Annotated in this window: 9 protein-coding genes; 4 read left to right on the top strand and 5 right to left on the bottom strand. The window is 60.2% G+C overall.

The genetic code is table 11. The features are described from left to right. The first annotated feature begins 64 nt into the window (after positions 1 to 64). Complete coding sequence (locus tag QK287_RS13055) at positions 65 to 2,062, top strand: DUF6270 domain-containing protein (protein WP_282360349.1); 1,998 nt, start codon at positions 65 to 67, stop codon at positions 2,060 to 2,062. Between the two features lie 73 nt (positions 2,063 to 2,135). On the opposite strand, the gene QK287_RS13050 is transcribed toward QK287_RS13055, so the two are convergent. From QK287_RS13050 to QK287_RS13030, 5 genes are all read right to left on the bottom strand, one after another. After that, positions 2,136 to 4,079, bottom strand: coding sequence for a glycosyltransferase (locus QK287_RS13050; RefSeq protein WP_282360348.1), 1,944 nt, complete (start codon positions 4,077 to 4,079; stop codon positions 2,136 to 2,138). A 58-nt stretch (positions 4,080 to 4,137) separates the two neighbouring features. Continuing rightward, positions 4,138 to 7,020, bottom strand: a complete 2,883-nt coding sequence (locus tag QK287_RS13045; protein ID WP_282360347.1) for a glycosyltransferase — start codon at positions 7,018 to 7,020, stop codon at positions 4,138 to 4,140. A 58-nt stretch (positions 7,021 to 7,078) separates the two neighbouring features. After that, positions 7,079 to 8,221, bottom strand: a complete 1,143-nt coding sequence (gene wecB, locus QK287_RS13040; RefSeq protein ID WP_282360346.1) for a UDP-N-acetylglucosamine 2-epimerase (non-hydrolyzing) — start codon at positions 8,219 to 8,221, stop codon at positions 7,079 to 7,081. A 109-nt stretch (positions 8,222 to 8,330) separates the two neighbouring features. Next, positions 8,331 to 8,612 carry a hypothetical protein gene (locus tag QK287_RS13035; RefSeq protein WP_282360345.1) on the bottom strand — a complete coding sequence of 94 codons (282 nt, stop codon included), beginning with the start codon at positions 8,610 to 8,612 and terminating at the stop codon, positions 8,331 to 8,333. 77 nt (positions 8,613 to 8,689) lie between these two features. Then, entirely contained in the window at positions 8,690 to 9,268 is a 579-nt protein-coding gene (locus tag QK287_RS13030) for a YdcF family protein (RefSeq protein WP_282360344.1), read from the bottom strand. 165 nt (positions 9,269 to 9,433) lie between these two features. Here QK287_RS13030 and QK287_RS13025 point away from each other — a divergent pair, with 165 nt between their 5' ends. The 3 genes from QK287_RS13025 to QK287_RS13015 are packed head-to-tail and all read left to right on the top strand — an operon-like array spanning position 9,434 to position 13,857. Continuing rightward, the gene (locus QK287_RS13025; RefSeq protein WP_282360343.1) at positions 9,434 to 10,492 is read left to right on the top strand and encodes a thiamine-phosphate kinase; all 1,059 of its coding nucleotides are present in this window, start codon (positions 9,434 to 9,436) and stop codon (positions 10,490 to 10,492) included. Positions 10,493 to 10,514: 22 nt separating this feature from the next. After that, the gene (locus QK287_RS13020; RefSeq protein ID WP_282360404.1) at positions 10,515 to 11,588 is read left to right on the top strand and encodes a DAK2 domain-containing protein; all 1,074 of its coding nucleotides are present in this window, start codon (positions 10,515 to 10,517) and stop codon (positions 11,586 to 11,588) included. Beyond that, complete coding sequence (locus tag QK287_RS13015; RefSeq protein ID WP_282360342.1) at positions 11,578 to 13,857, top strand: ATP-dependent DNA helicase RecG; 2,280 nt, start codon at positions 11,578 to 11,580, stop codon at positions 13,855 to 13,857. The genes QK287_RS13020 and QK287_RS13015 overlap by 11 nt, the downstream gene beginning before the upstream one ends. Positions 13,858 to 13,876 lie beyond the last annotated feature (19 nt).

Raw genomic sequence — 13,876 nt, 5'->3', positions numbered from 1 at the left:
TAATCTTTGCACAAAACACCACTGCTTCCTCCGTGGTGACGAAAAATCTTAAGGGACATCTAGCATGGGTTTCATCGGACACACACGGTTCAGCCTTTTTAATCCCGATTCGCCCGCTTGGTTGGCATCCAACGGCAGTCGATTCCGGACCTCGGAAGAATACCGCGACTACCTTTATTCACCAGAAAGGCTCGATGTCAGGTGCGAGATATTTTTTGGCATCTCGCTTCCGCAACTGAAACTGGCGTCCGAAGGGGAGGACTACCGACACGTCGTGTCCTACTCTGACACGCTGCCCGTCAGGTACCAAGAAAAAATTGAGAAGGCCGCGCGTGACTTCGACTTTCTCGTCCTGGACCGTCACTCGTCCGTTGGGGGTAGCCGTTCTCTATTCGGAGTGGCGCGGGAGATGTTCGGGCCGAATATTCAGGCAGGTAAACAGGGACGCCCATTTGGCTGGTTCCGATTGGATGACGACGACCTGTTGGCGACGGATTATTTCCAACAAATGAAAATCTATATCACGGATGCTAACGCCGGTATGCAGGTGAGCTTGGGGACCGGTGTGACTGGCTTGTTCCAGGGTGGGACTTTCTACAATCCCCGGGTCACGCATCATCCGCTGATAGCCATAGGTCTCTTGAACGTATGCAAATTTGACGGTCATGGAGCGCTAATCAAGCCAAATGATGCGCCCCACAATCGCTCCGACCGATTCAATCCCGTGATTTTGGACTCCCGCAAAGTCAGCTATCTATGGGTGCGGCATTTGAGCCAGGACACTGCACTGAGTGCCCCTCAGGATACGGATCAGTCGGCGCGGACCCTCCAGGACATGTCACGCTTTCCTCGGGTGCGCTCAGTGGAGGACTTGAAGAAGGGCTTTCCAATCCTCGCCGATCGATTCTCCTCGGCCCCTAGCCCTGAACTCAGCCTGATCGCCAGTACGCCGAGTGGGTCTCCTCTTGACGAAGAGGGAATACGGATCGAAGTTGGTTCGGCCAGCGGAGTCCTGCAGCTGGAGTTCACTCTGGATTGCGGGCTCGGTGCCGTTCCGGGGAACGCTCTAATTGGTCTGAGCCTGACGGATGACGATGGGAATACCCTTGGCCCCAACGACATGCAGGCAGAACTCCGCGAGCAGGGACTTCTATTCTCGCCAGCTTCGGGGATCGGCCATTTTCGCTATGTGAATACCAAGCCAGGCCAGGCGGACTATTCCATGACGTTTAGTCTGCCCCGGGGCCTGCTCTGCACCTCGATTATGCTTAGGCGCTGGAAAAATAGCGAGCTAAGTGTTGACCTCACGCGCTGTGACGTCTTTGGGGGTTCGAAGCTAACTGGTGTCAAGGGACCGGTCGCTAAGGTGTTCGTATACGGCAGTTGCGTCTCTAGGGACCCCTTTGAGCTAGAAACAGACGTCCAACTCGTCGATTACAGGTCTCGCTCGTCCGTGGGTAGCGCCTTCGCCCAGCCCCCCTTGGGCTGGGAGGCGCACTTGGACCTCGGCTCAGTTACTAGCCCGTTTCAACGCCGTATGGTTACGGCAGATGTCACGAAAACATTGGCGGATGACCTCCGCGAAGCTGATTTTGATGCTCTAGTCTTGGATTTCATTGACGAACGGATGAGCACCGTAGAAATCGGTGGCTCCGTCGTGACCGATTCGCCGGAGCTAGCGGCCACTGGTTTTGTGGCTGATCCCGAATGCATGCACGAACCTTGGACTCCCGAGGGCTGGCTGCTCCGCAAGGCCGGCATCACTGCCCTTCTTGGTGTTGTCGATCCCACCCAGATCATTGTTAATCGCGCCTACTGGGCGACTAAAGATGACGCCGGACAGGATTTTGCGCAGATCTCTTGGATCGCGAAGAACAATGCTTTCCTGCGCGAATTATACGAAATTTTCGAAGCGGTGCCAGGCATCCGCTTTATTGATTACCCTCCAAGCTTGCTGGTGGCGGATTCCGTGCACCGTTGGGGCCGCCAGCCGTACCACTACATCACGGCATTCAACCACCACTTCGTGCGCCAAATGGAAACTATGCTCGCCGAGCGTTGAAACCGATAAGTACAGAATGAAGGCTCTGGTGCGAAGGATGTTACCTCCGCACCAGAGCCTTTGTTGCATCTATCTATATCGAAGCGATCAGATCGGTGAAGTTCTCCGTGAATCCCCCCAAGGAATAGTTGCTGCGAACGTACTCCTGGCCGCCGGCTCCGCTGGCCTGAAAGGCCTCTTGCTCACTGTTTTCCAGAATATAATCTCTCATGCTGTAGATATCAGCGTGGATATAGTCCCTAGGGTAAAGAAACTCTACACCGCGCCATGGCAGGAAGAGCGCCTGGTTTCCCGCGGCAAACGCTTCGGCAGGCGCCACATGGAAGCTCTCAAAATCGCTCAATGAAAGAACGAACCCGATGTTTGCCAGTTCGCTGGCTGTGTCCACCCAGCCAGCGTAAGACACTGCCTCGGACAATCCGTGGTCGACGATGAACCTGTCGCAGGCCTCGTAATACCGTCGCTCGTCATCATCCTTGATCACCCACGGCAGTTCCTCGGGACGTTTACCGTAGATAGTGAGCGTGTAACGTCGATCTTGGAGGCGCAGGCTGTACAGCAAGTGGAGCGACTTCATTAACCCCTTACGCTTGGGCACCGGGCCCACAAGACCCAGCCGGAAAAGCCTCTCGGCTCCGGAGCCCTGGGCGTATTTGTCCTCCACGATGAAGTTCGGGATGACACGCACCTTGGTGCGGTCCACCTCGAAGGTGCGGATCATGTCCTCCGCGGTGTGCGCACTAACCGAAAAGAAGCAGTCGACAGCGGATTGTTTGATCTTGCGACCGAAATCGCGCGTCAGCTCGAAGAGGTGCAGCCGCACTACGAGTTTTTGGTAAGGCTTCTTGTGTTCTGCATACCAGACCGCGTTGCCGAGTAGCCATTCGCACAGAATGACGTCCGCCCAGCCCAGAAGTTCCGTACTCCGGGCCTTGTCGTGAATGTCATGTCCAGGCCATTCATCGATACGGATTTCGTAGAATTCCTCAAGAGCCGGAATAGCAGCTTTGATGAACTTCAGGTCGTTACCGGCGATCAGCAGGCGCAGTTTCAAGTTTTTGCGGATCTGGGCTAGATCTCCGAGCTCGAGAGCTTGAAGCGTCTCACGGATCCGCGGACGAACACTTAGGCTGGTGATTGCGGCGGAATGCCGCCGCACAAACGCCGAAAAGTCTAACAAACTGGAATCGGGTAATTCTCTTGCATTGAACTTGTACAGCTGATCGATGGCGTGGCGGATCCCAACGGCACCCCGCAACTCTAGGTAACTCAAGCCGACAGTAGACAGAATTTGCTCTGCCTGCTCCCACACCCTTAGGTGGGATGCCAGGTCTCGAGAGTTGTATTGCTGAGTTGCGGAGCGCACAACGCTTACGGTCTTGTGGTAGACGATACCGGGTTGATCGAGATATGAGACTCTCCGAGCATGCGTCAAAACCTTCAGCAAAAAGACGGTGTCCTCGCCCATATGCAGATCCTCTGGCCACCAGACCGCATTATCTATCAGGACAGAGCGACGCACAAGCGACGAATTCGTGGTGCTCTGCTGACGGACTATCTCGGTCATCTGTGCGATTCGCGAATCTCCTCCCGGGAAGTTAACAATGCGGTTAACAACTACATTGGGTTTCCCGAGTTCGGCCAGTTCGAGGGACGTGCGCACCAAGTCGGCGGATTCGGCAACGGCGAGATTGTACTGCGCGCGAAGCGCAGGCGCATATATCTCATCGTCGGGATCCAAGAAGAAGACGAATTCACCCCTCGCTGCGGTCACACCAACATTTCTGGGCTGTGAGGGGGATCCACTGTTACCTTCTAGAGCGACAATGCTCCAGTGGGGATTGTGAACCTGATTTTCTCGGATCTTGTCAACAGTTCCGTCCGTAGAGCAATCATCTACAAATATAACTTCAAAGTCAGTCTGTCCGAACACCTGGCCAACTCTTTCCAACGACGAAAAACATCTGCCGATTTTAGTTTCGACGTTGTAACAGGGGACAACAATGCTGACTTTCATGCTCGTGACCTCATTCCTTGAATTTATCGCAGTATTAGTAGATATTCTATTTTCGGGATCAGACATTGTAGAAATTGCCGCTAATCCTATCTCCGGCATTCTGTAAAACCCGTTCAATGTAATCCCGTGGCGCGACAAGATCAGCCACTTTGTGGGCAGAAGAAAATTCGTATTTAATTTCCGAGCGTAGAGCGATCGGACTGTCGACATAACTGGTGTGGAGCATGGCGCGTCTGATCTCTTCGGATGTAATTCCGGTATTGGGGGAGAGCAGGACGAAATGCGTCGTGGGAATCAGTGACTCTGGCCGGACCGCTTGGCTCTGGGCCAGGGCAGCCGAGACAACCATTGCACCGTACTTATTGAAATCGGAGTAGAACTCCCGAACTTCTTCATTAGGGAATTCCGAGGACAGGAGCAACAGGACTCCTTGGGCCACAGACGAAAAACCGCTGAACGATGAGAGTGCAGCCCAAGCTTCACTTCTGTTTGAAACCGGATATACGACGGTGAGTCTGTTATCGGGATGCTCGTAGTTGGCGCCCACAGTGTCGAGAATTTGTTGGAAGCGTGCTCGGTATGTGTGATGTTCTAGTACATTGTGCAGCGCGCTGTCGCGCTTCCGCTCAATTTGATCACGTGTGAGTTCCTTGAGCGTTCCTCGGTGTCGGCCGACTATTGCCAATGTATCTCCGAAAAATTCGTCTGCGGCGGCAAAGTCGTTGCTGAGCACTAGGGTATTGCTGGACATGAGCTCAAATATTCGCCGAGCGAACATCGTTGGGGAATCTGTGACGGTGTTGATGTTCAAGCCAAACGTACTGGACTTGTACACATGGGCGAGCTCTGAATGGGAAACTGCCGGAACTGTGTGCGCAAGCAGTTCTGGCGGGAAGGCGTGCAACTCATCAGACGAGCCGAAGAACCGGTCGTATATCTTGACCTTCCGGCCAGTTGCCATAATTTGCCGGAATATGGCCAGCATTTCTGCGGACCGGTCTTCATGGTTCGCGTACCAGCTTCCGGCGAAGACGACGTCCTCTGTCCGCGATGAGGAGCCAATAGGGTTGAACAGTTTCGGCTGTGTGGCGAAGGGAAGGCAGTGGACACTGGTGTGTCCATAGTCTTCGCGGTATTTTTCGACGCAATTTCGGTCGGTGGTGAATACGTGATCGAATTTTATCGCTGTATCGACGAAGTCATGTTCTCTGTCAGGGTAATGGGTCGGATCCTCTTTATTCCAGAAGGCCGTCGGAACATTTTCGACCTTGCACCAATGCAAGATTCCCAACAACTCGCGGCGATTTTCCGCGGCAAAATTCTTGCTGGCGTAAATTCGGCCCTTCCACGGGCGTGTATTGGAATCAACTCCCGACCAGGCTGATTCGCAGAGGAAAAGGTCGGGTCGTTCTTTTTCGAGTTGTTTTTGCCAATTGTTTGGCTCAAGAACTATGGGATCGAACTCGAATTTGAAACTATTGAATGTGAATTCGTCGCAGATAATTGCAACTTTGAATTCCCTAGGGGGCTTTTGACCGGACTCGTTAGCGGTATGGATCACTTGGCGCCTGGCCGGCCTGACGTTGGTGACCGTAACTCCTTCGAGCTGCAGCTCGTTGGCGAGGCGTAGCTCTCCCTCTGCTTCCTCCCAAGTTTGTGCGGCTACTCGCAGTTCCACAACGGAGGGGGATACGCTCACTTGGAACGCCCTGGCACCCGTAGTTCGCGCATCGAGGTAAGCGTAGGCCCCGTACTCCTGTGAGTGCTTGAGGCCCGCTACGCCTTCAACTTTACCGTTGGCCGCGACGCCTTCGACCCGCAGGAGACCGCTCTTCGCAGAATCGAGACTCGTGGCTTTCACAACGTCCAAGGTCAGCCTGAAATTCTTCTGGCCGTTGGTCGCGATGCGAATCCAGGTCGGAGTTTTGCTAGGCGTGAACACAGCGGCTCGGGCCGTTTGACGGTCGAAGACGAGGCCATTGTGGTCCGTTTGGAGTGGTCCCAGGCCTGGCGGGAGACCGTCAGCGGTGGACGGATTAAGGGCCGTGAAGGTTATGCCGTTCCGGATTGGCAAACGTTGTGTACTGGCATTCCATGCTGCGAAGCCGAGTTGAATGAGAACGCAGTCGTCTGGCGCATGTAGCCGGAAACTGAAGCATCCCTCATTGTCCGTATTGATATAAAAATAGTCGCCCAGGGCGCCTGTTGCGATTTCCACCCTAGAAGAAACTTCGGTACCGAACTTGTCGAGGAACTTTACAATGACGACGCCCGCCTTTGGCGCGCCAAATGCAGCAGGGTCAACGACCTGAATCTGTGCCTCAAGGTCCTTGATGTCTTGGACCGAGACCGCGCACCACACGGGTGACTTATCCAAGACGAGGGACGAATCTGCTTCTACATCGGGCGAAATAACCATTCGGGCGGGTAGCCGGTGGCCTTGGCTGCCAGTCTTTAGTGGCAGCGGCCGGGACACGGTTTGGTCTACAAATATCCCGTTTCTTAGGCTGATCGAACCCGGGTTAGCTTTCCAGGATGCAAACCCAAATGCCACGGATGAGCAACCAGTGGGTGTGCGGAGGGTAAAAGCTGGGACCCCCTCCTCGCTCGGGACTAAATATACGTAATGCCCGTTCTTCCCGGATGCCAGCTTCGCCTCACTAGGGAGCTCGTGGCCGTCACGATGGTAGTACCTGATCCAGATGACACCGGCCTTGGCTGCATGGTGTTCAGGGCTGAAAGAGAGGTCTACCTTGACGGTGAGTTCGGAGTTGCCGGCGACCTCCACCTCTAGCCAGCGGGAACGCTTGATGAGGGAAATAGATGAGTCGGCCGAGAGCCGTGGATTGAGTCGGAACTCCCGTCTGGGCATTCCTGAGGGCGAGTCGTGCCATGTGCGCTGGAGCTCGGCGCGAGGTTTGTCGAGAATAGTCCGAAACATGCAGTTTTCTCCAAGTAGCTGAAAGCCGTGTTAATCTACGATGCCTTGACGACAGGGATTAGACAGCGAAGTCTTTGATCCTCAGGCCCAGACCCATTAGCTGCATAAGCGCCGCCACGGTGCGGTCAGCAGCGCGGCCGTCGCCGTAGGGGTTTACCGCATTGGCCATAGAATCAAAGTGGGTCTGGTCCTTGAGTAACCGCGTCACTTCGTGAACAATGCGATCCTCATCCGTGCCAATGAGCAGAACGGTTCCGGCGGTGACGGCTTCCGGGCGTTCCGTGTTCTCCCTCATGACCAGCACTGGTTTGCCAAGGCTGGGGGCCTCTTCCTGAACACCGCCGGAGTCCGTCAACACGATGTGAGCCATGGCCAGCATTCGGGTGAATTCACCGTAGGCCAGAGGTTCAGTGACGGTGATATTCGTCCGGCCTTCTAGGGCTGGAAGGACCGCCTCGCGGACGACAGGGTTCTTGTGGACCGGGAAGACGATTTCGACGTCTGGGTACTTATCGGCCAGCCGGGCCAGGGCCCGTCCGACTCCCCGCATGGCATCTCCTTGGTTCTCGCGGCGATGTGTCGTAACTAAGAGAATGCGGCGTCCGCTTCTCGCCAGCGTTTCCAGCTGGTTGTCTGAAAATGGCACATGCTTGCCTGCGGTCGCCAAGAGGGCGTCAATGACGGTGTTACCTGTGATGGCTATATCGTCGGGGTTTATGCCCTCAGCTACCAAGTTCGCCTTGCTGATGTTGGTCGGAGCTAGGTGAAGGCTGGCGATCTGGCTAGTAATTTTGCGGTTGGCCTCCTCCGGGAAAGGAGAGAACAGATCGCCGCTGCGAAGGCCAGCCTCCACGTGCACCACAGGGATTCCGTGGTAGAAGGCCGCGATTGCACCTGCAGTGGAGGTTGTCGTGTCTCCCTGGACAATCACGGCGTCGGGCTTAGCAGCGCTGAACAGCCGTTCGAGGCCGTCAACAGTCCGCGTCATGATGCCTGATAATGACTGCCTATGTTCCAAAATATTGAGGTCGTGATCGGGAACAATACCGAAAAGCTCATTGACCTGGTCGAGCATTTCTCGGTGTTGTCCGGTCACGGTTACAACACACTCGAAGTGTTCCGACCTCTGCAGAGCGGCAACTATCGGGGCCATCTTGATGGCCTCCGGTCGGGTGCCGAAGATTGGCATGATGATGGGCATGGTGCTTCCTCCCCCAAAGGAATAGCGGATGAGTTCCCTGCGATGCTACGGGAACTCCGTCAGGTGCCGTGAATTGGTTGGGCCACCCGTGACGACAAGGAATGGTCTGCTAGCCCGCCAAGACTAGCGCCAGTACTAAAATGGGTATCGTCAGCGAGACCAGGACCACAATGGCAAGGGCCACGAGTCGTTGCCTCTTTAGAGGGTCGTCGCTGACGTCTTTGCGGGGCTCGCCCATCGCATTCTTAGACAGCCCCGTAACGGTAGGCAACGAATATGGCTCCACGTCCGGAACCAGCAGCGTGTCCGGAACCTCCTCGTGGAAGGTGCGGCGCCGCAGGTGGCGCGGGGCGGCAACCAGCGGGGGAGCATCGTCGGCAGGATCACCCAACAGCCGGTCCTCCTCGCCTCGATATCTCGTCAGTAGGCTGAGGGACTCAGCCTGATCGGCTTCAATTCTTACATTCCTCAGCGCTGATCCGAACATTCCGGCCGCAGGGAGACATCAATAAGGCCCCCGGTCTCAATGACAAACCGCCGCAGCCACTGTCCCACGCTCAAGTCAGGGTGTGAATTCACCACTTGGACGTCCGCCGTCGTGCATTGCTCCAGCAGCCGCTGCGCCCGGGCGACGTGGTAGCTGGAGGACACGACGGTGATGGATTTCCAGCCGTTCTCCGCGGCAATCTTGCCGATGGCACGCGCCTCCCCGCGGGTGTCGTACTCATCGGGGCGGAAACACAGGAGCCGGGCGCTGGGAAAAGCGGCGTTGTTGCAGACGGCATCGGCGGCCGTATTGCCGGGGGTATCCGTGTGGGAGAGGACCAGGACGGGGATGCCGTAGTCGTGTTGCAGCTGCTCCGCGACCGGCAGGCGCTCGGCCGCGGCTCCGCCGAGCATAATAACGGCATCGGTGCGGTGGACAGTCAAGGGATCCACGTTCACAAAGAGTTGAAAGGCGAGGACCAGCCACAGTAGTACAGCCCCTGAAATCCACCCAAGAATCCGGGCGCCCAGGGGATTCAGGGCGGGCAAGGGCAGGGGCATGCGTATGAGTCTTCCATGCGGCCGGTGTGGCAGGGAAAACGGGCGGAGATCGTGCAGCCGGCGAATGGCACTCCAGCCGCCGGGATTCGCGGCAGCCGGCACGCCGCGTCCCGCTGACCCGGACACGCGCCCGCCGCCGTCGGACCCCCGCGGTAGCGTTGTGCTGTGCCTGAACACGTCCCTGACCACGTCCCTGACCACGTCCCTGACCCGCTGACCGTCGCGGAGCTCTCCGAGTCCCAGCTCCTGGAGCGGATCTTCCCGCGCCTGCACTACGGCCAGGAGCACAGCCCGTCCCTGATCCTGGGCCCCGGCGACGACGCCGCGATTGTGGCCGCGCCGGATGGCCGGACGGTCCTCAGCATCGACACACAGGTGGTGGACCAGGACTTCCGCCTGGAGTGGAACAACGGCTACCGGACCACCGGCTACGACGTCGGCTGGAAGGCCGCCGCACAAAACCTCAGCGACATCAACGCCATGGGGGCACGGGCCACCTCCCTCGTCGTCAGCCTCACGATGCCCCCGGGAACCCGCGTTGCCTGGGTGGAGGATTTCGCCGACGGGCTCTCGGCCGGCATCCGGGGGCTCGGCGCGCCGGACTGCGCCGTGGCGGGCGGAGATCTTGGCCGGGGCCGGGAACTCGCCGTCAGCGTCGCCATCCTCGGCACCCTCGACGGACATGCTCCGGTGCTGCGCTCCGGCGCCCGACCGGGGGACACCGTGGCATTGGCTGGCACCCTCGGACGCGCCGCAGCGGGCCTTGCGCTGCTGGAATCGGCAGTCCCGGTCGGCGACCTGAGCCGGGACCAACGCGCTTTGGTGGACGCGCAGTGCCGGCCCGTGCCGCCGCTCGCGGCGGGACCGCTGGCCAGGGACTGCGGGGCCACGGCCATGATGGACATTTCCGATGGGCTGGTCCGCGACGGCAACCGGCTGGCAGCTGCCAGCAACGTTATGCTGAACATGGACGCGTCCGTTTTGAAGGTCCTGGCCGGCCCGCTCCGGCCGGCCGCCGAACTGCTCCGCACAGATCCGCTGGACTGGGTGCTGGGCGGCGGAGAGGATCACGGATTGCTTGCCACATTCCCGCCGGGCGTTCAGCTGCCTCACGGTTTCACTGCGCTAGGCTCGGTAGAGGCCCTTGCACCAACGGACAGCACGGGCGTGACAATAGCGGGCAGGCCCGCTGACACTGTGGGATGGGATCACTTTGCAGACTAAAATTGCCGCCAACGCGCAAGCGATGAAGCGGTGGTTGGGCAAGGCAGAAACGACGCTTGGAAACCACAGCGACCGCCTAAACGCCATCAACATCTTTCCGGTCGCCGACGGCGACACCGGCACGAACCTCTACCTCACGGTCCGGGCCGCGGCCCAGGCACTGCACTGCCTGGACACCTCCGCGCTGCCCGTGATCAGCGCGGATCCGGCGATCCACTCCTTCGGCCCGCCGGACCCGGCGCAGAACGACGTCGGGGCCGTATTGTCCCGCGCCGGCCTGGCCGCCATGGAGCAGGCCCGCGGCAACTCAGGCACCCTGTTCGCCGTGTTCCTTTGCGCCGCAGCCGAGCCGCTTGCCGGTCACCACCGGCTCAGCGCACCGCTGTTTGCTGCTGCGTTGAACCGCGCCCAGCTCCGGGCCTGGTCCGCGCTAAGTGATCCGGTTCCGGGAACCATGCTTTCCGTGATGGAAGCCGCCGCCCGCGCGGCCGCGACAGTGGACGCCGAGCATAACGGTGACGACAGCAACCACGCCCTGGGCCTGGCCCTGGATGCCGCAGTCGAAGCGGCGCTGGCGGCTGTGGTGCGCACCGAAGGGCAGCTGGAGGCCCTGCACGCAGCGCACGTGGTGGACGCCGGCGGCGTGGGGATGCTGCTGATCCTCGATTGCCTCCGTTCCGCCGTGCTCGGCGAGGAACTCCAGGACCAGCTCCTGGACGGCCTGCACGGCTACGACGTGCAGGCCCCGCACATCCATGCCGGTATGCCGCGGGACGAAGGTGTGGAAGTTATGTGCACCATCACGCTCTCGCCGCTTGACGCTGCCACGATGCGGCAGCGGCTCGACGAAATCGGCGAGTCCGTCATCATGAGCCAGGCCGGCGCTACCGCCGACGCAAACGGGGCTTACCGCTGGCGGGTCCACGTCCATGTGCCCGAGGCGGCACCTGCCATGGCCCTGATCCGGTCCCTCGGCGAACCCTCCGATATCAGCGTGTCAGAACTCGCCCTGCCGGAGGCCGAATTGGAGGCCGAACCGCACGACGCCGGTCCCCGGAAACCCGCAGGACAGGCCGCCGACGGATATGAACGCTAGACTCGGCACCGAACCGGGCACCACCGAACCGGGCGCCACCGAACCGGGCACCACCGAACTGGGGCTGGGCCTGGAACGCCGGATCGGCAAGCGTTCGGCGACGGTGATCGAAAAGCATCTCGGCATCACCACGGTTGGCGGTCTGCTGAACTACTTCCCCCGCCGCTACCTGGACCGCGGCGAACTCACCCCGATCAGTGAGGTCCCGCTCGACGAGGACGTCACCCTCATCGCCCGGGTCGTCTCCAGCACCACCCGGTCGATGCGCGCCCGCCGTGGTTCCCTGACCGACGTCGTGATTTCCGACGACGCCGGGACCGGGCTCCCCGGCACCCTGAAGGTAAGTTTTTTCAACGGTTTCCGGGCCAAGGCCGCACTGCTGCCGGGCCGGCGCGCCTTGTTCTCCGGCAAGGTCACCCGCTACGCCGGTGCCCTGGGGCTGACCAACCCTGATTTCCTGCTGCTGGACGAGGACCCGGAAGCTCCGGGCAAGGATCCGGAAAAGCTCGCGGCCATGCCTATCCCGGTGTATCCGGCCACCGCCAAGCTCACCAGCTGGTCCATCCAGAAAGTCATCGAGACGCTGCTGGACACCGCAGACCTCGATGCAGTCCCGGACCCGTTGCCGGCGGAGATCGTGGACCGGGAGCACTTCCTGCCGATCGCGGAGGCCTACCGGCTCATCCATGCGCCGCAAGGGAACGTGGACTGGCAGCACGCACAGGACCGGTTCCGCTACCAGGAAGCGCTGGTGCTCCAGTCCGCGCTCGCCCGACGCCGCGCCCAGCTCGCCGCGGAGGAAGCCACCGCCCGCCGGCCTCTCGCGGACGGCCTGCTGACAGCCTTTGACCGGCAGCTGCCGTTCACACTGACCGCCGGCCAGGCCACCGTCGGCAAGACGCTGGCCGCGGAGCTCGCCCAGGACTCGCCGATGAACCGCCTGCTGCAGGGCGAAGTCGGCTCCGGAAAAACGATTGTGGCCCTGCGCGCCATGCTGCAGGTGGTCGATGCGGGGGGACAGGCTGCCCTGCTGGCGCCCACCGAGGTCCTCGCCGCGCAGCACTTCGATTCGATCCGCCGCACACTCGGCCCGCTGTCCCGGGATGGGCTGCTGGGTGGCACGGACGCCGTCCAGGTCACCCTGCTCACCGGCTCCATGCCCACGGCCGCCCGGAAACAAGCCATGTTGGATGCCGCCTCCGGGAACGCCGGGATCATCATCGGCACCCACGCCCTGCTCAGCGATAACGTCTCCTTCTACGACCTGGGCCTGATCGTGGTCGATGAGCAGCACCGCTTCGGCGTCGAACAGCGCGACGTGCTCCGGTCCAAAGCCAGCAAACCCCCGCACCTGCTGGTAATGACCGCCACGCCCATCCCGAGGACAGTGGCCATGACAGTGTTCGGCGACCTGGAAACCTCCGTCCTCGACGAACTACCGGCCGGCCGCGCGCCGATCACCACGCACGTCGTCGGGCTCGCCGAGCACCCGGCCTGGGCCACGCGGATCTGGACGCGCTCCCGGGAAGAGATCGACGCCGGCCACCAGGTCTACATCGTCTGTCCCAAAATCGGCTCGGACGACGACGGCGACTTCAGCCCCGGCGAAGCCGAACCGTCCGATGCTGACCTCGCGGGCGACAACGGCGCACGCGAACTGGCATCCGTCACCGGCGTCGTCGAACAGCTCCGCGACGAACCGGCCCTGGCCGGGGTCAGTGTGGCGCCGCTGCACGGCCGGCAGGACCCGGTGCTCAAGTCCGGCACCATGGCCTCTTTCACCGCCAACCAAACCAAGCTGCTGGTCTCCACAACAGTGATCGAGGTGGGTGTGGACGTGCACAACGCCACCCTTATGGTCATTCTTGACGCGGACCGCTTCGGTATCTCCCAGCTCCACCAGCTCCGCGGCCGGGTGGGCCGCGGCGGGCTCCCGGGTATGTGCCTGCTCGTGACCACGCTGGAACCGGGCCATCCGAGCCGGCGCCGCCTCGACGCCGTCGCCGCGACCACCGACGGCTTTGAACTTTCGCAGGAGGACCTCAAGCTGCGCCGGGAGGGCGACATCCTGGGCGCCTCCCAGTCCGGCGGCCGTTCCACGCTGAAGCTCCTGCGGGTCCTGGAACACGAGGACGTGATCGCCCGGGCGCGGCAGGACGCGTGGCGTATTGTCGGCGCCGACCCGTCGCTGGAGTCCCACCCCGACCTGACCGCGGCAATCGACGAATACCTCAATCCGGAAAAGGAGGCGTTCCTTGAACGCGGCTAAGAAAATCCAGGCGTCCCCG

It is taken from the genome of Arthrobacter sp. AL05 (assembly GCF_029960715.1).
Lineage (GTDB): Bacteria > Actinomycetota > Actinomycetes > Actinomycetales > Micrococcaceae > Arthrobacter.
Note: the sequence above shows the minus strand (reverse complement) of the source record. Positions and strands in the feature narration are given on the sequence as shown.

Coding starts and splice junctions, on each gene's coding strand:
- QK287_RS13055 (WP_282360349.1), top strand. CDS start 65: ATGGGTTTCATCGGACACACACGGTTCAGCCTTTTTAATCCCGATTCG.
- QK287_RS13050 (WP_282360348.1), bottom strand. CDS start 4,079: ATGAAAGTCAGCATTGTTGTCCCCTGTTACAACGTCGAAACTAAAATC.
- QK287_RS13045 (WP_282360347.1), bottom strand. CDS start 7,020: ATGTTTCGGACTATTCTCGACAAACCTCGCGCCGAGCTCCAGCGCACA.
- wecB (WP_282360346.1), bottom strand. CDS start 8,221: ATGCCCATCATCATGCCAATCTTCGGCACCCGACCGGAGGCCATCAAG.
- QK287_RS13030 (WP_282360344.1), bottom strand. CDS start 9,268: ATGCCCCTGCCCTTGCCCGCCCTGAATCCCCTGGGCGCCCGGATTCTT.
- QK287_RS13020 (WP_282360404.1), top strand. CDS start 10,515: ATGAAGCGGTGGTTGGGCAAGGCAGAAACGACGCTTGGAAACCACAGC.
- QK287_RS13015 (WP_282360342.1), top strand. CDS start 11,578: ATGAACGCTAGACTCGGCACCGAACCGGGCACCACCGAACCGGGCGCC.